The organism is Bradymonas sediminis (assembly GCF_003258315.1).
Classification (GTDB): domain Bacteria; phylum Myxococcota_A; class Bradymonadia; order Bradymonadales; family Bradymonadaceae; genus Bradymonas; species Bradymonas sediminis.
In genome coordinates this window covers 1,866,973-1,888,261 of the sequence record NZ_CP030032.1, presented here as the reverse complement: position 1 = coordinate 1,888,261, position 21,289 = coordinate 1,866,973, and the positions used below count along the sequence as shown (strand labels likewise).

Below are 21,289 nucleotides of genomic sequence, written 5' to 3'. Positions count from 1 at the left end.
GGCCTGCGCTCCAACGTCGGGCGCAGTGTCGGTGTTTTTATGTCAAATTCGCGCTGCGAGCTAATACTAAACCCACGGCTCAACGCTGATTAATCGCGGCTCAATGTACTATCTTTGTCGACGATGAGGGTACCGATATCTTCGCCGAAGATGACGGCCTTCATATTCCCGCGCTTGCGCAGATTAAATACGATAATCGGCAGCTTATTGTCCATACACAGGCTGATCGCGGTTGAGTCCATGACGCGGAGATTCTTGGATAACACATCCAAATACGTCAAGCGATCAAACATCGTCGCCTCGGGGTTCTCGACCGGGTCGCTATCGTACACGCCGTCGACCTTGGTGCCCTTGAGAATGACCGAGGCCCGGATCTCCATGGCGCGCAGCGCCGCAGCGGTGTCGGTGGTGAAGTACGGATTCCCGGTGCCGGCGCCGAAGATGACAACCCGACCCTTCTCCAGATGGCGCATGGCGCGTCGACGAATATAGGGCTCGGCGACCTCTTTGATCTCCAGCGCGGTCTGCACGCGCGTGGGGACCCCGCGCGACTCGAACGCGTCTTGCAACGCCAGGCCGTTGATCACGGTGGCGAGCATACCCATATAGTCTGCGGAAGTGCGGTCCATGCCGGCGGTGCTACCGGCGACGCCGCGAAAGATATTGCCGCCCCCGATCACAATCCCAACTTCGATCCCAAGCTCGCTGAGCTCGCAGATCTGGTCGGCGACCAAATCAAGAGTGTCCGGGCAGATACCGTAGCCCTGGTTGCCCTGGAGCGCCTCGCCCGAGAGCTTGATAAGTACGCGCTGAAATTTTGGTTTTTCCATATGCCCTTCCGCCACTGAAATAAGAAACCCGAAAGTTCAGGTAAAATCTAAGGTGCGACACCTTTTGTTTCCAAAAAAAAGCGCCCCGAAGGGCGCTTATTAAGCGATTCTGAATCAGCCTTTTAGCTGTTCAGCGACTTCTGCGGCAAAGTCGACTTCGCCCTTATCGATGCCTTCGCCCACCTGGAAGCGAACAAAGCCAACCAACTCGGCTCCGTCAACGCCCTTCTGGAATTCGGCGATCGTCTTGTCGGTATCCTTAACGAAAGCTTGCTCAAGCAGGCTAATCTCGGATTCCCACTTTTTGATCTTTCCGGTGATGATCTTCGGAATGATATTCTCGGGCTTGCCTTCTTCGGCGAGCTGAGCGGCGAAGATCGCCTCCTGCTCTTCACGCTCGGCGGCGGGAATGTCGCTGGCGTTGAGGTAGGGAGGATTCATCGCAGCGATATGCATGGCGACGTCACGGGCGAAATCCTCGACCGCGCCACGATCAGCGCCGCCGTTGACTTTCGTCTCGACCAACACACCAAGCTGGTCACCAGCGTGGATATAGGTTCCGACCAGGCCTTCCGGCGAGGTCACGCGAACGAAGCGACGCACGGAGATATTCTCGCCAAGCGCGGCGATGGTATCGGTGGTGAAGCTTTCGATCGTCTGGTCTCCAACCGCAACGCTACCGATCTCCTCGTTGGAGGTGATGTCGGATGCGCCGATGGCGGCGGCGACTTTGTCTGCAAATTCTTGGAATTGCTCGTTGCGCGACACGAAGTCGGTCTCGCTGTTGACCTCAACCAGGACCGCCTCGGTGGCGTCCTCGTTGGCCCAGATACGAACCAGACCTTCGGCGGCGACACGGCTGGACTTCTTCTTGGCGGCGGCGATGCCTTTCATCTCCAAGAATTTGATTGCGGCTTCCATATCGCCGTCATTGTCAGCGAGCGCGCGCTTGCAATCCATCATGCCAGCGCCGGTGCGTTCACGGAGTGCTTTTACCTCTTTGGCACTGATTCCCATTCTTATGCTCCTGGGTGGGCGCGGCCCGTCAGCGGGCCGCGCGCGTCCATCAAAAGTTATATATAATTACGTTACTCGCGGATTCGCGAGGACTTAGCCTTCAGCCGACTTCGAAGCATCGGCAGCTTCGCCGATACGCTGAACTTCCGGGCCCTTGGCGGGCGCTTCGGCAGCGTGGAAGTCTTTGGCGGCGCGAGCGGCTTCACGCGCGCTCTCTTCGCGACGGGCGCTTGCAGCTTTGCCGCCTTCGAGGCAGGCATCCGCGATCGCACCCGCGAAAAGACGAATCGCGCGAATCGCGTCATCGTTGCCCGGAATGACATAGTCGATTCCGTCCGGGTTGCAGTTGGTATCGCAGACGGCGACGACCGGGATTCCAAGCTTGTTCGCCTCTTTAATGGCGATCTCTTCTTTGTGCGGGTCGATGACGAACATCGCGCCCGGAAGTCCCTTCATGCCGCGGATACCGCCGACGTTATTCTCGAGACGCTCACGATCGCGCTCGAACATAAGGACTTCTTTTTTGGTGTATTTGCCGTAGGAACCGTCGCGCGCCATCTTGTCGAGCTCTTCGAGCTTGTTGATGGACTTCGAGATGGTGTTCCAGTTCGTCAACGTGCCACCCAACCAGCGGTTGACGACGTAGAATTGGTCAGCGCGCTCGGCCTGGGCGCGAATCGCGTCCTGAGCCTGCTTTTTGGTGCCGACGAACATGATGCTCTCGCCAGCAGCGGACATACGGGCGATGAACTCTTGAGCGCGCGCGAACAAACGCACGGTCTGGCTCAGGTCGACAATATGCACGCCGTTGCGGGCGCCGAAAATATAGCGACCCATTTTCGGGTTCCAACGGTTGGTCTGGTGACCGAAATGAACACCGGCCTCCAACAAGTCTCTCATCGTGATTTCTGCCATCGGTACTCTCCTTTTACTCGGTTGGTTTGTTAAAACGTCCGCCTCTTTCATTCCGCCATCCCCACCTCGATCATTCGAGGCACATGGGGCTGCAGTCCAGAAGCGTGTGTATTTGGCGTGTATTTACCAGGCTCAGAGTCCCGTGCACGCCGGCGAAATTTGGCGCGCTGTGCGTACCACGCAGAAAGTGTGCTCGCAAGCGCATATTGCAAATACTACGGATGCTCTAATCTAGACATGAAGTTGAATGCGTCGAGAAAGTGCGAGCGCCTACAAAAAATGGCCGCCTGCCCCTTTCGGGCAGGCGGCCAATTGGTCTCACTGGACTGCTGTGGGCCTAACCGTTGCTGCGATTGACCCGCTCGGCCACCACCACCGAGTCGACGATCGACCAGATATGAACGACCCAGCCCAAGAGCACGAACCACAGCAGGAAGCACAGCACCATCATCATGATCCCCTTGCTGACCTCTCCGTTATAGATCTGTCCGGTTCCGCAGAGGATCAGACTCAATAACAGGGCCATGCCCGGCTGATGCTCGGGCTGGGTGAGCGCGTCATCGCGAATCGCCAGGTCACCGCCGCCGGGGCGCGACGCAAGCATCGTGGCACGATTCGGGATGGACTCCCCGAAGACGCGCCGTGGAGAAGACGGGTGCACCACAGGCCACTGGTCCGGCTTGGCCCCCCAGATCGAGTCATCAGCCTGAGTGGAGCGCTTGCGCGCGTGCACGGCTTTGGGCTCGGCGCAGCTTGTCAGCACGGGACGACGCGCGGCCACGGGTTTGGGGTCGCAGCGCACCGAGTCCGAGACGAGCAGCGGGCTGGCGCCGCAGCGGTTGATCGTCGCGTCGGGGCGCGCGTGGCGACGGGCGACGCCCGCCAGGGGTTCAAGGGTTCGGCGCGGACTCGCCTGTCTCTCGCGCCCCGACGGCGACGCGGCGCTGCCCCAACTCCCGGAGCCTGGTTGCGTGTCGAGGGACGGCTCGGGCGCACGGGTGTGAGCATGCACGCGCAGCGGCTCGGAGTTATCCTCGTCATCGCCCGGCGAGACAAAGCGAACGCCCGACGGGAGCTGGTTTTGCGCGCGCACCATCGATGCGCCCGTGCTCTGAGCCGCGGCCTGGTCTTCCGGATTTGATGTCCCAATAAGCAGTCGATTCGAGGCGGCGAACGGATTCTCTCGCTCTTGGCGCAATTGGCCCATCACGGCGTCACTGCCGGCGGGTTTGTTGGGGACGCGGTAGAAGAGGTTGCCCTCGCCGTCGCTGTCCAACTCCAACACCCCTTCGGCCAGCAACGCATTTAATAGCTCATTGCAACGCCGACTCGGCAGGCCCAGATAATAGGCCACCGATGCGGTCGTAATCCGCGCGTCGGTCTCAAAGGCCAGCTTCAATATTGCCTGTTCAAATTGTGGAACATCCATATGACGTCACCCTCGGGTCTCGCTCATTCATCCGTAGAGGCCTCGACTAAGCACTCTGAAGAACAACCTGGGAGTGGGATTTTGTTCCCGTACGGCCTAATTCGCTCGAAAACCCCCAACCGACACGCTGATTCAGCACTCCGGAGCCAAAGCAGCGATCCACTCCTCAAAGGTAATCATAGCGGAATCGACTTCAATAAACGAGCCCATCTGCCGATCCATGGCGTCGGATGGCGTCGCGGGAATGTACGCCTCGAAGACGCCCGTCTCCAGCAGGTCCAGGAGGCAACGCGGGGTTTTGGCGTGAATCGGGACGCAGCGCGTGGGGGCGAGCCGCTGCAACCACTCGTAGGCCTGAGCGGCCCCAATCGTGAAGTTCCCCCCCACCGGCAGGCATAGGATATCCGGGGCGCGCAGCGCTTCGATGAGCGCGGGTGTCGGGCTATGGCCGACGTCTGACAGATGGACCACGCGCAGCCCATCGACCTGAATCTCCAGAATATCGACCGCCCCGCCCCGGCGCCTACCCTCATATTCATCGTGGAAGGCGCGATGGCGCTGGACCGCAAACGGACCAAAACAGGCATCGCCCTCCATAACATGCGGCCGATTTGGGAGGTCATCAATCGCCGCGTGGTCCAGATGCGCGTGCGAGCAGACGACCGCGTCCGCATGATACGGGATCGGCGCGTAGCCCATGCGCCCCGAGAACCCGCCCGGATTATAAGGGTCGATGATCAGCGTGGTCTGGTCCGCGGCGCGCAGGCGCAGCGCGGCGTGTCCTAAATACCGAAGCTCCATGGGTTTCATAAACGCGCACCGATATTTAGGAGCATCTCTTAGTCTTCGCGGGGGTTGAAGCTCGACTCCGCCTGGAGCAACTCGAAGAGTTCGCGCTCTCGGTCGCTGAGCTCCTCGGGCACCCGGATTTGCAGTCGGGCGAAGAGGTCGCCATTCTTCTTGCCCTTGCGCCGCGGCAAACCCTTGCCGCGCAACCGAAGCTTCGAGCCGCTCTGGGACCCGGGCGGAATCGAGACCGTGCCCGCGCCATCAAGCGTCCTCACGCTCACGCGCGCGCCCAGTGCTGCTTCCCAGGGCGTCAGATAAATATCGGTGGTCAGGTCATGCTCGTCGACCTCAAAAAGCGGGTGCTTGGTGAGCTCCACGCGCAGCCGAAGATCCCCGGCCTTGCCGCCTCCCACGCCTTCCTCGCCCTGCCCGGCCAGGCGGATCACCGTACCGTCGGTGGTGCCTGCGGGGATCTTTACCTTGTAGCTTTTATTCTGCTCCACCACGCGCCCGTCGGGGAGTCGCTCGCGCATGGGCAGCACGATCTCGCGCTCCGCGCCGCTGGCGACTTCTTCGAGCGTGACATGCACGACCGCCTCGACCGAGCGCCCCTTTTGCGGGCGCACCCGGCGCTGGCCACCGTGCCCGCCGAAGCCTTCGAAGTTGAACCCCGGCCCGGGCCCCGCCGAGGCGCCGCCCGGGCGCCCACCGCCGAAGAATGTATTGAAGAAGTCGCTGAAATCGGGCTGGCCGCCACCCTGCCCGCCAAAAATATCCTCGAAGCCGTGCACCCCCGCGCCGCCGCCCCAGCCGGGGGGCGGACGAAAGCCGTCGGCGCTCTGATATTTCTTCCAATCCTTGCCAAGCTGGTCGTACTTCTTGCGCGACTCCGGGTCCTTGAGCACCTCATGGGCCTCGTTGACCTTCTTAAACTTCTCTTCCGCGTCGGCTTCCTTGCTCACGTCCGGGTGATATTTGCGCGCAAGTTTGCGATACGCCTTCTGGATCTCGTCCTGAGATGCGCCGCGGTCGACGTTTAAAACCTTATAATAATCCTCAAATTCTACGGACACGATTTAGGCCTCGCTGCGGACTACAGAAAATCAAAATAATGAGCGAATAGGTCGAAATTTTAGCCTTTCGACATGCGGCACAAAACTATGCGCGTATGCGTCAAGATCAAGCTAAGATGGCGCGTTAACGCGAAATTTCACCACGTGCCACCGCTCAGGAGGCGTTATTGGCCAACCACACGCCCACCGAAACACGCTCAAGCGCAGGCAACTTATCGAGCTTAAGCGCTAAGAATTCGAGCGCGGAGAGTTCCCCAAAACGAATGGAGGCGACGACTTTCCCGTCACGGCGCAATTCTAAACGCTCGGCGCCAGAGTCGACCTCTTTGACGCGATAATCCGCCTCAAATTCCGCCACCCCCTCGCCTGCCCCGCCCTGTATGAGATCCGTTAATAATTGCCACTCGGCGTCCCCGGATCTGTTAAATATTCCGAGTAACTCGCCTTCGGGGCCCAGGATTTTCCAAGAGCGATGAGCCTCGGAACCGGCAGCTGGCGGTTGCATAACGATGCGAAAGCGCCCCGGAAGTTCGAAGACTCGCGGCGCCTCGCTCGACCCATCCACCGCGATGATCTCAAGAATATCCTCTGAGCCGAGGGCTTTGACGCGAACACCAAACGGGCCATTGCTGGCCGAGGTCGGCGCAGCAGGCTTAGGACGATCCCACCGCACATAACCAAGGGCCTTGAGATCGTCGCCATAGACCTTGATCTGGCCGCGGCGCTTGCGCAATTTCGCCACACGCTCGCCATCGGCGTCCACGATCAGCACACGCTTGCCACTGGAGTCCAGGGCGCGGCGATATTCGGCCGCCTGGCGCGCGTTCTCCCGGCCCGAATCATCGCGACACCCGGTCACGGAGACCAGGGCGAGGAGCAAAAGAAAGGCTAAAGCCCTCCCACGCGCCACCGGCGTCAGGAAGGTTGCTGCGAGATTTCGATGCCGTGGTCTTTGCATAGCTGATCCAGCAGGCCGTTGATGAACGCCGGGGTGTTCTTCTCACCATAATCTTTGGCGAGCTCGACGCATGCGTTGATGACGATGATGGGGGAAGTCTTGCGCTCCAGCAGCTCCCAGATCCCCAGGCGCAGCAGGTTACGGTCGATGATCGCCATGCGCTCGATGCGCCAACGCGGGCTCAGACGACGAATCTCGTCGTCGAGCTCGGCACGCTTGACAACCACGCCGCTGACGCGCGCCTGGACGTCCTTGCGCACCTCATGAAGCTCGGCGTCCTGGTCGACCGCGATCGGGAAGAACTCGTCGAGCTCACCCGCCCAGAATACCTGGGCGAGGTCCATGCCGTACAACGCCCAGAGGGCGGCCTCTCGGGCCTTTCTTAATTTTTCGCTCGGCAATGAAGTCATTCGGAGGTTTCCATTTGCTCAAAAAGATTTGCCATTTCAAGGGCGGCCAACGCGGCCTCGACACCCTTATTGCCCGCTTTCGAGCCACTACGCTCAATCGCTTGCTCGAGATTGTCGCAGGTTAAAACGCCGTAGCTGACCGGGATCGGGTAATCCTGTGCGACCGTGCCGATTCCTCGGGTCGCCTGCGATGCGATATAATCGAAATGCGGTGTTCCACCGCGGATCAACACGCCCAGGCAGATAATCGCGTCGTATTTTCCGCTCTCGGCAGCGCGCGCGGCGACCTGCGGCAGTTCGAAGCAACCGGGGCAGCGGAAAATCGTGATATCATCATCATCGACCCCGTGGCGCACCAAAGCATCGCACGCGCCGGAGACAAGCTTGTCGGAAAAGATATCATTCCAACGCGCAGCGACGATGGCAAAGCGTTTGCCTACAGCAACTAAATTTCCTTCTACAATATTCGGCATCTTCTTTTCCTCGAAGTCGGTATATTCGGTGGCACGCGCCCAAGTCTTCCAACCGCACCTTAAAGTGCTACTTAAGGGAGAGGTTAAAGCGAACCTTTAGGGGCTCGCGCGCCGGGGGCTAGTATTTTATCAATCTTTAGAAATCGCAACCTGCTCAAGCACTTCCAGGCCATAGCCGTCGAGGCCGACCAGCTTTTTCGGATTATTGGTGAGCACCCGCATCTTGCCCACGCCCACATAGGCGAGGATCTGGGCGCCGATGCCGATCTCACTGATATATGCGGCGGGCTGGTTGATATCGCCGGTGTCTCCGTCAAGATGCGGGTCGGCCTCGGCGATGCCGTGGCTGCGCAGGACATCAAGCGCGCTACTCGGCTCCTTGTCGAGGTATACGATTACCCCGAGGCCCTCACGGCTGATCATCGCCATCGAGTCGGCCAGCGTCTTCGACTTGGAATCATCCTCTTTCAGGAAAACATCAAGCGAGCTCGAGCGGTGCTGCACGCGAACGAGCGTGGCCTGGTCAGGCGTCGGGTTTCCGCAGACGAACACAAAATGCTCCGCGCCGTCCAACTGGCTACGCACCACTTTTACCCGCCAGTCACCGGCGTATTTCGTCGGGAATTCCGCGTCTTGGAGCACCTCGATCAGGCTCTCGCGGCGCAGGCGGTAGTCGATGATATCGGCGACCGACAGGATCGGCACGTCGTGCTCTTTAGAGAAGACCTCCAACTCGGGGCGCCGCGCCATCGTACCATCGGCGTTCATGATCTCGCAGATGACGCCGGCGGACTTAAGGCCTGCGATGCGCGCCAGGTCGACGCTGCCTTCGGTCTGTCCGGTGCGCACCAGGACGCCGCCTTCGCGGGCGCGAAGCGGGAAGATATGCCCGGGCGTGACCAAATCCGAGGCCTTGGTGCCGTCGGCGACCGCGACCTGAATGGTGCGCGCGCGGTCGGCCGCCGAGATACCGGTCGAAATGCCCTCGCGCGCCTCGATGCTCACCGTGAACGCGGTGCCAAATTGGCTGTCGTTGCGCCGCCCGTCGACCATCATCGGAATCTCAAGCGCGTCGAGCGCGCTGCCCGTCATGGTCAAACAGATCAGGCCGCGGCCGTACGTTGCCATGAAGTTGATGGCCTCCGGCGTGACTTTCTCAGCCGCCATCACCAGGTCGCCCTCGTTCTCCCGGTCTTCATCATCCACTAAGATGACCATTTTACCGGCACGGATCGCCTTGATAGCAAGTTCAACTCGTTTTAATGCCTCATTCATGATCAAAATCCCATATCTTTGAGCCGCGCCGTCGTAAGACGCGTTGGTGGAGTCTGCGACCGATTATTCTGCCCGTCCTGCGAATCATCCCGGGCGCCGGCGGCCAGCTTTTCGACATATTTGCCGATCATATCGGCCTCTAAATTTACGCTGCGCCCGACCCGGTACCCGCCAAGGTTGGTCTTATCGGTGGTATGCGGGATGATGGCAACCCCAAACCGAGTATTCGTCACAGAATTCACGGTCAAGCTGACCCCGTCGATGGCGATGGAGCCCTTTTCGATCAGGTAGCGCGCGATGCTCTCGGGGGCCTCAAAGTCGAGCAGCCAGGCGTTCTTATCGCGCTGGCGCCCCACGAGTTTCCCCACGCCATCGACATGCCCCTGCATCATATGCCCGCCGAGCCGGTCGCCGACGCGCAGCGCCCGCTCCAGGTGAACCCTGTCGCCGGCGCGCCGCTCCCCCAGGGTCGTGCGACTCAGGGTCTCGGGGCTTACCTCGACGAAAAAGTGGTCATTGCCGATCTTCGTGACCGTCAAACACGCGCCGTCCACGGCGATACTCTCGCCAAGCTCGAGATCGTCGGTGTCGTAGGCGGTGCGCAAAACGATCGTACAATTCTCAGATCCCTGGGTGATCGAATTAATCGTGCCGACGTCTGTAACAAGTCCGGTAAACATGCAGTCTGACCTCATAGAATGGAGGGGAATATACGCAACTTCGGGCGCGACGCCTCAGGTCCCGACGTGGGCGCGCTTATCGGCGGGGACTTCCCCCCGAATCAGCACGTCATGGCCGTCGATGACCTCGATCTCGAGCGACTCAAGCGCCATCGCGTCGCGCATGCCCGAGACGCCCTCGCCTGCCACCGCGGTATGCGCCTGGGCGCCGCCGACGATCTTCGGGCAGACAAAGGCGTAGACCTCGTCGACCCACTGCTGGTCGAAAAGACTGCCGAGCACCTGGCTGCCGCCTTCGATGAGGATGCTCATAATGCCGCGGCGACTCAGCTCGGCGAATAACTCGCTAAACTCAAGATGCCCGTTGGCGTCAACGGCCACCTCGACGACCTCAACGCCCCGCGCCTCAAGCGCCTCGCGCTTTGCGCCGGGCGCGCCCGGGCCAACCGCGACGAGCGTGGTCGCCGATGAGTAGTCCGGGTCAAAAACCGTCGACTCCAGCGGCGCTTCGAGGCGCGTGTCGAGCACCACGCGCAGCGGGTCTCGCCCACCCTCGACGCGGCAGTTAAGTCGTGGATTATCGTGAATCAAGGTCTTTGTGCCGACCAGGATTGCGTCGTGTGTGTCGCGCAATTGATGAACGCGCTCGCGTGAGGCTTCGCTCGAGATCCAGGCGGAGTCCCCCGTCTTGCTGGCGATTTTCCCATCGAGGGTCATCGCATATTTCACCGTCACCCAGGGAAACCCGGTGGTGATGCGCTTAAAATAAGCGCGATTGAGCCGACGAGACTCAGCTTCGAGCACGCCGCAGAAGACCTCGATGCCGGCCTTGCGCAGGATCTCAACGCCCTGGCCGCTCACGCGCGGATCAGGGTCGAGGGTGCCCACAAAGACGCGCGCAATTCCGGCTTCAATCAGCGCGCCGGTGCACGGCCCGGTGCGCCCGACATGGCAGCAAGGCTCGAGATTAATATAGGCGTCGCACCCCTCGGCGGAGCCGTCGAGGGCCTGGAGTGCGGCGACCTCAGCGTGGGCCGTCCCCGCGCGCCTATGATAGCCGCGCGACACAATCTCACCGTCGCGCACCAGCACGCACCCGACCAGCGGATTGGGATGCGTTCGCCCGCTGGCGCGCGCCGCCTCGCGCAGCGCCTCGGCCATCAGGCGCTCAGCCGCGCTGCGCTCCGCAGCCGTGAGTTTGTCGGCAGAAGTCATCGCTTTCTCAACTCGATTTATTATCTAGATTATTATCGTCGGCCGCGCGCGCATCCTGGTCACCTGCGCCGCCTGCATGCGACGAACCCACATCCATGCCGCGTAATTCCTCAAGAAACGCGTGAATGTCGCTAAACGCCCGATAGACGCTCGCAAAGCGGATATAAGCAACCGGGTCAAGGTCGCGCAGCTCGCTCGTCACCGCCGAGCCAATCCAATCACTGGAGACTTCTCGCCCGGGCAACGCGACCATCTGGCACTCGACGGCGTCGACCACCGCGTCGATCTGCTCGATCGAAATCGGCCGCTTGATGCACGCGATACGCAGTCCCCGGCGCAGCTTCGCCCGGTCATAGTCTTCGCGAGATTTGTCGGATTTGATGATCTGAGGAAAGGCTTCTTCGACGCGCTCATACGTCGTGAAACGCCGCTCGCAATTCAAGCATTCGCGCCGGCGCCGAATTGAATCCGCCTCCCGGGAAGCGCGGGAGTCAACAACGCGGTCCTCCTGGTGGGCACAAAACGGGCAACGCATGATAATCTATCTCAGATTGAACGAAAGAAACCCACATGGGCGTGGGGTCGAATTTGCGCGGGCATAGATGCGTTGTCGAAGCGTCGCGGCAGGGGCATGCGGAGGATGATGGCTGGATTCAGGGCGTCGAAGATGCGCGAACCGCCGCGATTTTATCCACGCGGCGCTGGTGGCGCCCGTCATCGCCGGGGTCAAACTCACCGTCCAAAAATGCCTGCACGCAGGCGCGCGCCATCGCCTCACCGACGATGCGCGCTCCAAGACAAATGACGTTGGCGTCGTTGTGCTGGCGCGCCAGGCTCGCCGAGAGCGGCTCGCTGACAAGCGCCGCGCGAACCCCCGCGACCTTATTGACCGCGATGGAAACGCCCACACCAGACCCACAAATTAATACCCCTTTCTGCGCCCGACCTTGGACGACTTCGTCGCCCAGGCGTTTCGCATAATCGGGGTAATCGACCGACTGGCCGTCCTGCGGACCCAGGTCTCGCAACGAAACACCGCGCGCGATGAGCCACTCAGCCAAGGCTGCTTTGAGCTCAACGCCCGCGTGATCCGAGGCGATTGCGACCTGCACGCATGCGTCCTGGCCTGTGGGTGCCTTCGTCATAAAACTGACTCAGTATTCCCAAACTTCGATGATCTGCTCACCCTTATAGGTGCCACACTCACCGCAAACACGGTGCGAACGCTTCGGAGCGAAGCAATCGGGGCAGCGCTGCGACTGCGGAGCGACCATTTTCATGTTGGCCGAGCGGCGCGAACGGGTTTTTGCTTGCGATTTACGTTTCTTTGGAACTGCCATTTGAGTCTCCTTGGTATGTTATTTAAATGGGACGCCTCGCCGAAATCCATTTCGTGCGCGGCGACCCGTCATTATATATAAGAACCGAAATATACGGCCTCAATCCGATTTTTTTCCGTTGCCCTTCTTCCTGAGTTTGCCGTCTTCGGCAATCTCAAGTTGGCGAAACGCCGACATGCGAAGGTCTAAGGAGTTCTGCTCAAGCACTTCGAGCGCTTCCGTTCCAATGCGTTCATTATAACGGGCATCGCATTTATCGCTGATATCCGACGGGCATCGCGGGAAAGCCGGCAATTGCAACAGAATTGCCTCGCGAATCAACTCGCCAATATCGACGGAATCACCGGTGTAGAAATTGACGTCGAGGTCAGCCTCGCTCAATTCAATCTCTTCATGGCCGGCGTAGGAACTAGACCACACTGCCTCAGACATCAAGACAAAATCGATCTCGGTGTCGATATCGAATCGCTGCGCGTCCAGGCATCGTCCGCATTTATACTCAAACTGAGCCTTCGCCTCGCCGTTAATATGAACGGTAGAGTCGCTCATCTGCGCGCGAACCTTGGCTTGAAATCCGTCGAAATTTGTCAGACGAAAGTCGTCGGAGATATCGTCGAAAAGCGCCTTAAGCGCTTCCGCGCTGGGGCGAAAATCCTTCTCGACCGGATTCCTCTCCAGATGTTTCAGCTCAATTTGAAACGCAGCCATAGCGGGTCTTGCTTCTAGGGATTCGAAACGAATAATAGCGTCGCTTGCCGGGGCAAAGGCTTGCTATAATATAACTTGCGGCGATCGAAAATTTCGACAGCCGCAGCGAACCGCAATCACTAGCGACACAGATGACAAATGTCAACGATGCCCGCATGATACCCGCGCATCCCGGCGCCGCCCAGTGCGCGCATATCACACTTCTGTGCCCGCTTGGACTATCATCGAAGATACCCAGTGGACTCAAAACGGTTCGAGAGGAGGATTGGTGGGACCGGGTCGAGCTTGGGAGCGACTCACTCGCGCTCAGCTTTTTGCCCTCCCAGCACTGGCATAAGCGTCTTTTTTTTTTTGATATAGATTGCGTTTTCTGGGGCGGATGGATGCTCCAATCCAACACACACACCATTTACCATATCGGGGACTCCGGCTATTACGGCGGATTCGAGGCGGCTTCGCGGGTATTCCCCAGATTGATGTGGCGATACTGCCCATCGGAGCCTATGAACCGCGCTGGTTTGTGCGTTTTAATCATATGAACCCGGCCGAAGCCCTGCAGGTCTTCGACACCCTCGACGCCCGCCATTTCGTGCCGATGCATTGGGGGGCCTTTGATTTGAGCAACAAACCGCTAAACCACGGCGTGGAAGTATTGCGCAACCTTATAAGCGAGCAGAAGCGCGACGCGACGCGACGCGCTTCCACAGCCTCGCCCCGGGCGAAACGATGCGAATGCCCTGAGATTCCAAGGTCGCTCGCCGGGTCGCGCCTCTATACTGGTGGCTTTTTGAGCGACTTGGAATGGATAGGCATCCGACCTATGTTCCTGCAGGAAGACGAACGGTTCTCTTGAATGTCTGATGGAGACATCCCTAAAGAGAACCTCTTTTTTAGAAGGCCCTTTGAACCTAGCGAAGACCTGAATCCTATGAACCGACGTGATTTCCTAAAAGCGCTGGCCCTGGCCGGATTAGGTGGACTGCTGCCCAACGCCCTGCTGTCTTCGGAGGCGCAGGCGATGGGTGAGAGCACGAACTTCAGCATCGCCAAGTTCAAATACGCCGCGCAGGGCTGGGACCCGCGGCCCTCGGGGATTCGCCGCCTGCTCTTCGAGGTCGCCAAGCGCACGAGCATCTCGGTGAACACCGACGTGCCCATCATCGACGGGCGAGGCTCGGACCTCTTCGATAACCCATTCTTGTCGCTGGCCGGGGACGCGGCGATCCCGGCGCTCGAGGACAAGGTCGTCGAGAATCTTCGCACCTATCTTCAGGCCGGCGGATTCCTGCTGGTTGACTCGGCAGAGGGCGTCAGCTCCGGCCCATTTATGCAGTCGGCCGAGCGCGAGCTGAAGCGAATCTTGCCGGATAAAAAACTCACCGTGATCCCCAAGGGGCATGTGCTCTATAACTCATTCTACCTCATCGATGAGCCGCTGGGCCGGGTCAAAGTCGCGCCGACCATGCGCGGTATCTTCGACCGCGACCGCCTGATGGTGGTGGTTTGCCCCAACGATCTGATGGGGGCGCTGGCGCGCGATAACTTCGGCAATTGGCAATTCGACGTAAGCCCCGGCGGCGAGCGCCAGCGCGAGATGGCCTTTCGCATGGGCATCAACCTGGTGATGTACGCGCTGACCATCAATTATAAGGCTGATCAGGTCCACGTTCCGTTTATCCTGGAGCGGCGCCAATGGAAGGTGAATTGAGCCGACCAACCGACCGCCAACTCTTATGCTTAATGAGGCGCCTCTCTTATGAGCGCGCTTCTTTCGACGCCTCGTCACTTATGCGGCTGACACGATGATTACTTTCGGGGATTTTTCCTTCGGGGACTATAACGCAGGGGACCTGCTGTGGCTGGGCGATTGGAGCCCCGCCTGGATCACGATGCTGGTGGTGCTCGGGACGGTCATCTTCGCGATCAGCGCCTATGATTTGCGCAACCTGCGGGCGCTGCGCCGCTGGACCCTGGTGGGGCTGCGCGTGGCGGTCTACGCCCTGGCGGTGCTGCTGCTCCTTGAACCGGCGATCGACCTCAAGCATATCTCGAAGGTGAAGAACGACGTGGTCGTCATGGTCGACACCAGCAAGTCGATGGGCTTGCGCGCCGAGGCCGACAGCGAAGGCACACGCTACCAGCGCGCGACCGAGGCGCTCGACGGTCTAAAGCCGCTGATTGAGCGCGGAAAAGAAGATCATAACTTCCATTATTTTAGCGTCGGCGACGGCCTGCGCCCGTCCTCATTGACGGCGCTTCAGGCGGCTACGCCGAGCGCCGACGCGACCGAAATCGGCCTATCCTTTGACGCGCTCACCGACCATATCGACCCGCAGAACCTGGGCGGCATGATCCTCATCTCCGATGGCATCGACACCGGCGCGCTCGGGCGGCGCATCCAGCGCGGCGAGGAGCTCGACCAGGCGACGCTCGAGACCCTTAAGAATCTCGACGCCCCGCTCAACACGCTCGCCGCCGCCTCGGCCGAATCACTGCGCGACCTGGCCATCACCCGCGTTCATCACGACGACTTCGCCTATATTCACAACAAGGTGAGCATCGACGTCGACCTGCAAATTATCGGCCTGAACACCCCGACCGTGCAGGTAGAGCTGCGCCGCGAAGGCCAACTCCTGCAAACCCGCCAGCTTCAGATCTCACCGGATACCACCGAATACCGCGTGAGCTTCGAGCTGGTTCCGGAGCATATGGGAAAAGAGATCTACACGGTCGCCGCGCCGGAATACCCGGGCGAGGTTCTCACCGAGAACAATATCAGCCACTTTTTGCTCAATGTAATCCGCGACAAGATTCGCGTGCTCCAGGTGGTCGGCCAGCCAAGCTGGGACGAGCGCTTTATGCGCCGCCTGCTCAAAAACAACCCGAATTATGACCTCATCAGCTTCTTTATCCTGCGCACCGACTCAAGCGTCCAACTGGTGCCCAATAATGAGATGAGCCTGATCCCCTTCCCCACCCGCGAACTCTTCGAGGACGAGCTGGGGAGCTTCGATATGGTCATCTTCCAGAACTTCAACTTCGGCCCCTACCAGATGCGTCGCTATCTGCCGCGCATCGCCGAATTCGTGCGCGAAGGTGGCGGCTTTGTCATGATCGGCGGGGAGCTGTCGTTTGCGGCCGGCGGCTATTCCAATACGCCCATCGAGGAGATCCTGCCGGTCTTCTTACCCCCGATGAGCAACGTCAGCGGCGCGGTCAACTTCGACGAATTCCAACCCGAACTGACCCGCGCGGGGCTCTACCACCCCATCACCCAGCTCGCCTTTGACCCGGCGTCGAACCTCAAGATCTGGAGTCAATTGCCCGGGATGCGCGGCAGCAATATCGTCACCGGCGCCAAGCCGGGCGCCACGGTGCTCGCGACCCACCCGACCCTGCGCGCGGGCGGCGAGCCGATGCCGGTTATCACGGTCTCCGAGGTCGGCAAGGGCCGCAGCATGGCGATCACCTCGGACTCCACCTGGCGCTGGGCCTTCGAGCAAGTCGACCGCGGCGGCGTCGGCCGCGAGTACCAGGTCTTCTGGAATAGCGCGATCCGCTGGCTCATCCAGGACCCGGAGCTCAAACTCATCCGCGTCGAAGTCCCCGAGAATATCTACCCGCCCGGCAGCGAGGTCGACGTGCTCGTGCATCTGGCGAAGTCCGACTACACACCGGCGGTCGGCGTCGAGGGCACACTTCAGCTGCTGCACCGCGACCTCGTCGACCCGTCCCACAAAGCCATCGAGGGTCATCAAGGCGCGCGCCCAACCGCCCGACAACTCAAGGTCCCCGATAAGAAGACGATTCAGACCATCCCCTTCACCACCAACGCGCGCGGCGAAGCCATCCTGAAGCTGCCGGTCCCCAAAACCGGCGTCTATGAGTTGATCGCCGAGGCCCCAGGGGCGGCCGGGAAACTCGTCGATCGCGAGAGCTTTTTGGCCCTCCAGAATATCAATGAGTTCCGTGAGATCATCCCGCGCGACCCGCTGCTGTCGGACCTCGCCAGCGCGAGCGGCGGCTACCACGCAGCCCTGCCCAAATTCAGCCCGGACTCGGTCAAGCTCAAGCCGCCGCGTTTCGTAAAGGTCAACCACCGCCGGGTCATTCAGCTCTGGGACCATTTCGCGATCTTCTTTCTCATCCTCGGCCTGCTGGCCGCCGAGTGGTCTTTGCGCCGACGCTGGGGACGCCTATAGAGATTACGCTCTGCACGCCCATCAAACTGAGGGAGAAACTTATCGGGGGAAATCAGGTCTAAGTTGAGACATTCCGATCTCTGCGATACAGTCCGCGTAGGAAGATCCGTGAAACATCGCCTCGCTGAGATTTTAGCCAACCGAGCCAATCAAAACTCGAGTCGAGCTTATTCGCGGCCCATCGAATCCTATTTGGCTTCGACGCTCAGACTTTGACGCGACGCGCCCTCAAGCGCCTCAAATCATTGGAGTTGCGATTCATCTGCAGCTCCAGCATCTGAGCCATTACCGATTCGCCCGCACCGATGGTGTGCAGTAATTCCTATCCTCCGAGTTGATCGCATGGGAGATATCCCCGCGCAGATAAAAATCGTGTGCCCCGGCTGTAACACGCAGTTTCGGCTCAAGCCCAAAAAAGGACGGCTGCCCAAGGAGGCCATCCCATGTCCGCGGTGTGGCGAGGAGATTCCCGTTGTCGAGGCAAATCTGAGCCACGACGACGAGTCGACACAGGACAGGAGTGCGAGTGGAGCTTTCGGCGCCTCCCCGGCGCCCGAGAGCAATATCATTCACTCGAACCCGTCGGAGACGCCGGTCTCGGGCACCGACGCGGCGCGCCCGCGCCGAGCGACCGCCACCGGCGCGCCGCGACTCTCGCACCGTAGCACCCCGCTCGACGAGGACGACTTCGCGCACCTCGACATCATGCCAGGCCTCACCGACAGCAGCCCCCGCTCGACCTATCTGGGCATGGGCGCCGGCCTGATGGCGATCGACGCCTCAAGAAAGAAGAAGACCAGCAAATTTACCGACGAGCACACCAAGGTCGTCGACGGCTCGCTGGTCGACCAGGTCCTGAAGGCCGACGATGGAGCACAGAGCGACGCCTCCGGATTTAAGCAAGAGTCGACCACCAAGCCGAATACCAAGCCGCTGCCCGAAGAGTTTCGTGTTTCGTCCGACGCGGGTCTGGCCGAAACCTCCGAGCAAAACGCCCTCGACCGCGCCACCCTCAAAGAACGGCTGGCGCCGACCCATAAAAACCGATCCGCCAAAAAGACGCTAGACCTCTCCGATGAGGCCTTGCTGGCCTCGCAAAACGAGACCAAGCCGCCCTTCGACCTGGACCCGGACCCGACCTCAGAAGTGCCGAAGCAGATGGTCCTTGGCCGCATCAAAATTAAGCAAAAGTTGCAGCAGAAGTTGAAGAAAGACACCTCGCCGGACGCGGGCGAGGCATTGGTCCCGGAGCAGACCAAGCCCTCGCTGGCGACGCTGCTGAAGAAGGCGCGCGAACGAAAAATCGATCTTCCCTCGCCGTCGGAGGCCTCGAGCGACCGCATCAGCGCGCTCCCCAAACGCTCAGCCAAACCGCGCAACTCGGCCGATCTGGCCCGCCGCAAGTCGGCCGCGGCCCTGGACCGCGCCCTGAACTCCCTGGCGGACGAAACCGCGCGGGCGCTCGATGGAAAGAAGCGAACCGGCACCACCAAGATGTACTCGGTCGCCTCCGCGCCCGACCAGGACGCGCTGGCCTACGACACCGGCGACTCCAGCATGATCGACCTGCTTCGCCGCCGGGTCGCCGAGAACCAGCAACCCGGCGCGGCCAGCGAGCGCCGAGGCAGCGGCTATATCCGGCTGCCGACCGCCGAGATCCAGGATGTCTTGGGCCAGGGAACTTACCGGCTGCGCGTCGAAGAGATCATTTATGAGCCCATCGACAAGGCCGGCTTGACCGAGCTGGTCAAGCGCGGCGTGCTGATGGGCGCCGCCGAGATCGCCCAATCCGACGGCGATTGGATGCCGATCGGGGAGCACCCGGTGCTGGCCGATCTGCGCCAGAAGATGGCCGCCGAGGCCCACGAGATGCTCTCCACCCTCGCGCGTGCACCGCTGCCCCGGGCATCGCAATCCGGCGCCGCGCCGCTACCCAAACCGGCGTCGTCGGGCCGCCTATTTGAGCGCTTTGACGGCGCCGACGACTTCGCTGACCTCAAGGACTCCACCGAAATCGCCGCGATTCCGTCGCTGAGCCAAAGCCTGACGGACTCACTGAGCGGTGACTCGGATTTTGAAACGGTCAACAGCGGCCTCTTCGCCGACGTGGATGCCCTGCGACACGCAGAACCCCGCAAGAAAGTCGTCACCGAGAAGTTATACTCTGCGAGCGATATCTCGCTTGACGAGCCGGCCTCCGACACCGCCGCCCAGGCCGATTCTGCGCCGCTGCCGCTGGCGGAGAGCCCCGACGCCGCTGCCGAAGTTAACACCACAGAAAGCAACGATGCGGGCGATGCCGCCACGCAAATCACGCAAGCCGACAGCACGCACACCGAATCCCCGTCGACCGTCGACCTCGCCGAAAGCAGCGAGCCGGCTCCGTCACTCCCCGAAGGCTTCGCGGATTCGGCCCCGGCCCTCCAGCCGGAGGAACCGGCCGAAGAAGAAGAAGACGGCCTCGATTACTTCGAGGACGCCCCCATCCCGTCCGGCGCAGGCGGCAAAAAAGCAGGCATTATCGTCGGGCTTCTGATCATGGCCGCCGTCGTCGGCCTGGCTATTAGCCCGTTTGGACAACCCTATATCCAGAAGGCAAAAGACGCTTTGGCCTCAAAGGGTGCATCCGATAGCAAGCCGGTCGTGGGCGATAATGGAGACGCGCCTAAGGACGAGTCCCAGGCGGCGTCGGGGGCCGTTGCGCCGGCGGTCGACGCAGCGCGCGCCGAGGTTGAGAGCGCAGCCGACGTCGAGCTGGACACCCCACAATCGCAGGATGAGCTCGCCGCAGAGCTTATCGCTGATGGCGATCATGCTGGCGCCGCCGACATCATGCGATTTCTCTGGCAAGAGCGCGGCGAGGACGCTGACTTCGCCAAACGCTACGTGACCGTGCTCGTCGACGCGCAGCGATTCTCGGCCGCCGGCGAAGTCGCGATCGCCGCGATGCTGACCGCCAACGCAAACGGCGATGAGGAGGCCGCCCGAGAATTCGAAACCCTTTTCAAGCAGTCCATCGAGAAGAACCCCGAATTGGGCGCCTATAAAACGGTCGACATCAGCGCAGAAGCAGGCGTTGACGCCGCGACGTTGGCGCTTCACGGCAAGAAGAATAACCGCCTGGCCATCCACCTGTCGACAGGGCAGAAGCCAGCCTTCGTCTTCGAACCCGCGCAGGCTCAATTCGAGCGCGACTGGCGCATGGCCATCGCCTCCTGGCGACTTTGCCAGATGATGGTTTGCAACTTTGAGGTCCCCCGCGCACGCCCTGCCCGAATCGAGCGCGCTGCGTTCCAAAAACTCGTGGGCGAAGCCCCGGGCGAGCACGCCGATAAGCTGGGCGCGCTGAACTGGGTCAAAGAAGACGACGGCGAATACCTCTACGGCGCGCTAATCGACGCGCTCGACGCACCGGCTCGCTTCCCCATCGAGCGCATCAGCCTCTGGCGCCCGTGGCTGGCACCGGGGAGCGCAGACGACCTTGAGATGCCGCTCGCCGAGGGCCTCGCCTCGCTCAAGAGCCTCGAGGACGACTTCTATACGCCCCTGCTCGCCCAGGCCAACGATGTCACGCTGGCGCGCCTGGCCGCGCAACTTTCGTCGGTGTTGCTCGTCGATTATCTGACAAATAATTGGGACCGATTTAGCCCGACCGCCGCCGGCTGGGGCAACCAACTCGGGCTTCGCGACGGTGTCCTGGTTTCGACGGCGAATATGGGCGCATTTCAGCCCCGCTCGTCGACCCGCATCAAAGGACGCTTCGATTGGACCAGCCGCTTTAGCAAGGCGACAGTGGCTTCGCTGCGGCTTATCGACCGAGAACTCGCCGCCGAGCGCCTCTTCCCCGCACCCAACGCCGGCGAGCGAGTGCGCGTCGATCTCTTCTGGAGCCAGCGCGCGCTGGCGCTTGAGCGCATCAACTCACTGGTCGCCGCGCGCGGCGAAAAGGAGGTCCTCCGCTTTGAGTGATCCTTG

Annotated in this window: 21 protein-coding genes; 5 read left to right on the top strand and 16 right to left on the bottom strand. The window is 60.8% G+C overall.

Going from position 1 to position 21,289, the window contains the following annotated elements; genetic code table 11:
• Positions 1–89: 89 nt before the first annotated feature.
• The 16 genes from pyrH to DN745_RS06990 form a co-directional block, all read right to left on the bottom strand.
• Positions 90–830 (bottom strand): UMP kinase, encoded by a 741-nt coding sequence (gene pyrH / locus DN745_RS07065; protein WP_111333344.1) that lies wholly within the window; start codon positions 828–830, stop codon positions 90–92.
• Positions 831–944: 114 nt separating this feature from the next.
• Complete coding sequence (gene tsf / locus DN745_RS07060; protein WP_111333342.1) at positions 945–1,847, bottom strand: translation elongation factor Ts; 903 nt, start codon at positions 1,845–1,847, stop codon at positions 945–947.
• A 93-nt stretch (positions 1,848–1,940) separates the two neighbouring features.
• Positions 1,941–2,762, bottom strand: a complete 822-nt coding sequence (gene rpsB / locus DN745_RS07055; protein ID WP_111333340.1) for a 30S ribosomal protein S2 — start codon at positions 2,760–2,762, stop codon at positions 1,941–1,943.
• 337 nt (positions 2,763–3,099) lie between these two features.
• Positions 3,100–4,191 carry a hypothetical protein gene (locus tag DN745_RS19535; RefSeq protein ID WP_204355105.1) on the bottom strand — a complete coding sequence of 364 codons (1,092 nt, stop codon included), beginning with the start codon at positions 4,189–4,191 and terminating at the stop codon, positions 3,100–3,102.
• Positions 4,192–4,323: 132 nt separating this feature from the next.
• Positions 4,324–5,001, bottom strand: coding sequence for an MBL fold metallo-hydrolase (locus DN745_RS07045; protein ID WP_111333338.1), 678 nt, complete (start codon positions 4,999–5,001; stop codon positions 4,324–4,326).
• A 29-nt stretch (positions 5,002–5,030) separates the two neighbouring features.
• Positions 5,031–6,053 carry a DnaJ C-terminal domain-containing protein gene (locus DN745_RS07040; RefSeq protein ID WP_111333336.1) on the bottom strand — a complete coding sequence of 341 codons (1,023 nt, stop codon included), beginning with the start codon at positions 6,051–6,053 and terminating at the stop codon, positions 5,031–5,033.
• Positions 6,054–6,207: 154 nt separating this feature from the next.
• A complete protein-coding gene (locus tag DN745_RS07035) occupies positions 6,208–7,011 on the bottom strand; it encodes a hypothetical protein (RefSeq protein WP_133622078.1) in 804 nt (267 codons plus the stop codon).
• A complete protein-coding gene (gene nusB / locus DN745_RS07030; protein ID WP_111333332.1) occupies positions 6,969–7,421 on the bottom strand; it encodes a transcription antitermination factor NusB in 453 nt (150 codons plus the stop codon). Before nusB ends, DN745_RS07035 begins: the two co-directional genes overlap by 43 nt.
• Positions 7,418–7,894 carry a 6,7-dimethyl-8-ribityllumazine synthase gene (gene ribH, locus DN745_RS07025; RefSeq protein ID WP_111333330.1) on the bottom strand — a complete coding sequence of 159 codons (477 nt, stop codon included), beginning with the start codon at positions 7,892–7,894 and terminating at the stop codon, positions 7,418–7,420. Before ribH ends, nusB begins: the two co-directional genes overlap by 4 nt.
• 129 nt (positions 7,895–8,023) lie before the next feature.
• Positions 8,024–9,169 carry a 3,4-dihydroxy-2-butanone-4-phosphate synthase gene (gene ribB, locus DN745_RS07020; protein ID WP_111333328.1) on the bottom strand — a complete coding sequence of 382 codons (1,146 nt, stop codon included), beginning with the start codon at positions 9,167–9,169 and terminating at the stop codon, positions 8,024–8,026.
• A 2-nt stretch (positions 9,170–9,171) separates the two neighbouring features.
• Complete coding sequence (locus tag DN745_RS07015) at positions 9,172–9,849, bottom strand: riboflavin synthase (RefSeq protein ID WP_111333326.1); 678 nt, start codon at positions 9,847–9,849, stop codon at positions 9,172–9,174.
• Between the two features lie 54 nt (positions 9,850–9,903).
• Positions 9,904–11,064, bottom strand: a complete 1,161-nt coding sequence (gene ribD / locus DN745_RS07010) for a bifunctional diaminohydroxyphosphoribosylaminopyrimidine deaminase/5-amino-6-(5-phosphoribosylamino)uracil reductase RibD (RefSeq protein ID WP_204355104.1) — start codon at positions 11,062–11,064, stop codon at positions 9,904–9,906.
• 7 nt (positions 11,065–11,071) lie between these two features.
• Positions 11,072–11,599, bottom strand: coding sequence for a transcriptional regulator NrdR (nrdR, locus tag DN745_RS07005; RefSeq protein WP_111333324.1), 528 nt, complete (start codon positions 11,597–11,599; stop codon positions 11,072–11,074).
• A gap of 118 nt (positions 11,600–11,717) precedes the next feature.
• Positions 11,718–12,176, bottom strand: coding sequence for a ribose 5-phosphate isomerase B (rpiB, locus tag DN745_RS07000; protein WP_111337575.1), 459 nt, complete (start codon positions 12,174–12,176; stop codon positions 11,718–11,720).
• Positions 12,177–12,218: 42 nt separating this feature from the next.
• On the bottom strand, positions 12,219–12,404 hold the full coding sequence (gene rpmF, locus DN745_RS06995; protein WP_111333322.1) for a 50S ribosomal protein L32: 186 nt from the start codon (positions 12,402–12,404) through the stop codon (positions 12,219–12,221).
• Positions 12,405–12,503: 99 nt separating this feature from the next.
• Complete coding sequence (locus DN745_RS06990; RefSeq protein ID WP_111333320.1) at positions 12,504–13,112, bottom strand: YceD family protein; 609 nt, start codon at positions 13,110–13,112, stop codon at positions 12,504–12,506.
• Positions 13,113–13,243: 131 nt separating this feature from the next.
• Here DN745_RS06990 and DN745_RS20200 point away from each other — a divergent pair, with 131 nt between their 5' ends.
• The 5 genes from DN745_RS20200 (at position 13,244) to DN745_RS06965 (ending at position 21,283) form a co-directional block, all read left to right on the top strand.
• Positions 13,244–13,651: an MBL fold metallo-hydrolase gene (locus tag DN745_RS20200; RefSeq protein ID WP_111333318.1), complete on the top strand. Its 408-nt coding sequence runs from the start codon at positions 13,244–13,246 to the stop codon at positions 13,649–13,651.
• Positions 13,591–13,965, top strand: coding sequence for an MBL fold metallo-hydrolase (locus DN745_RS19935; RefSeq protein ID WP_162687521.1), 375 nt, complete (start codon positions 13,591–13,593; stop codon positions 13,963–13,965). The genes DN745_RS20200 and DN745_RS19935 overlap by 61 nt, the downstream gene beginning before the upstream one ends.
• Positions 13,966–14,040: 75 nt before the next feature.
• Entirely contained in the window at positions 14,041–14,820 is a 780-nt protein-coding gene (locus DN745_RS06975; RefSeq protein WP_162687800.1) for a DUF4159 domain-containing protein, read from the top strand.
• A gap of 94 nt (positions 14,821–14,914) precedes the next feature.
• Complete coding sequence (locus tag DN745_RS06970) at positions 14,915–17,314, top strand: glutamine amidotransferase (RefSeq protein ID WP_111333312.1); 2,400 nt, start codon at positions 14,915–14,917, stop codon at positions 17,312–17,314.
• Between the two features lie 342 nt (positions 17,315–17,656).
• Entirely contained in the window at positions 17,657–21,283 is a 3,627-nt protein-coding gene (locus DN745_RS06965) for a zinc ribbon domain-containing protein (RefSeq protein ID WP_111333310.1), read from the top strand.
• Positions 21,284–21,289 lie beyond the last annotated feature (6 nt).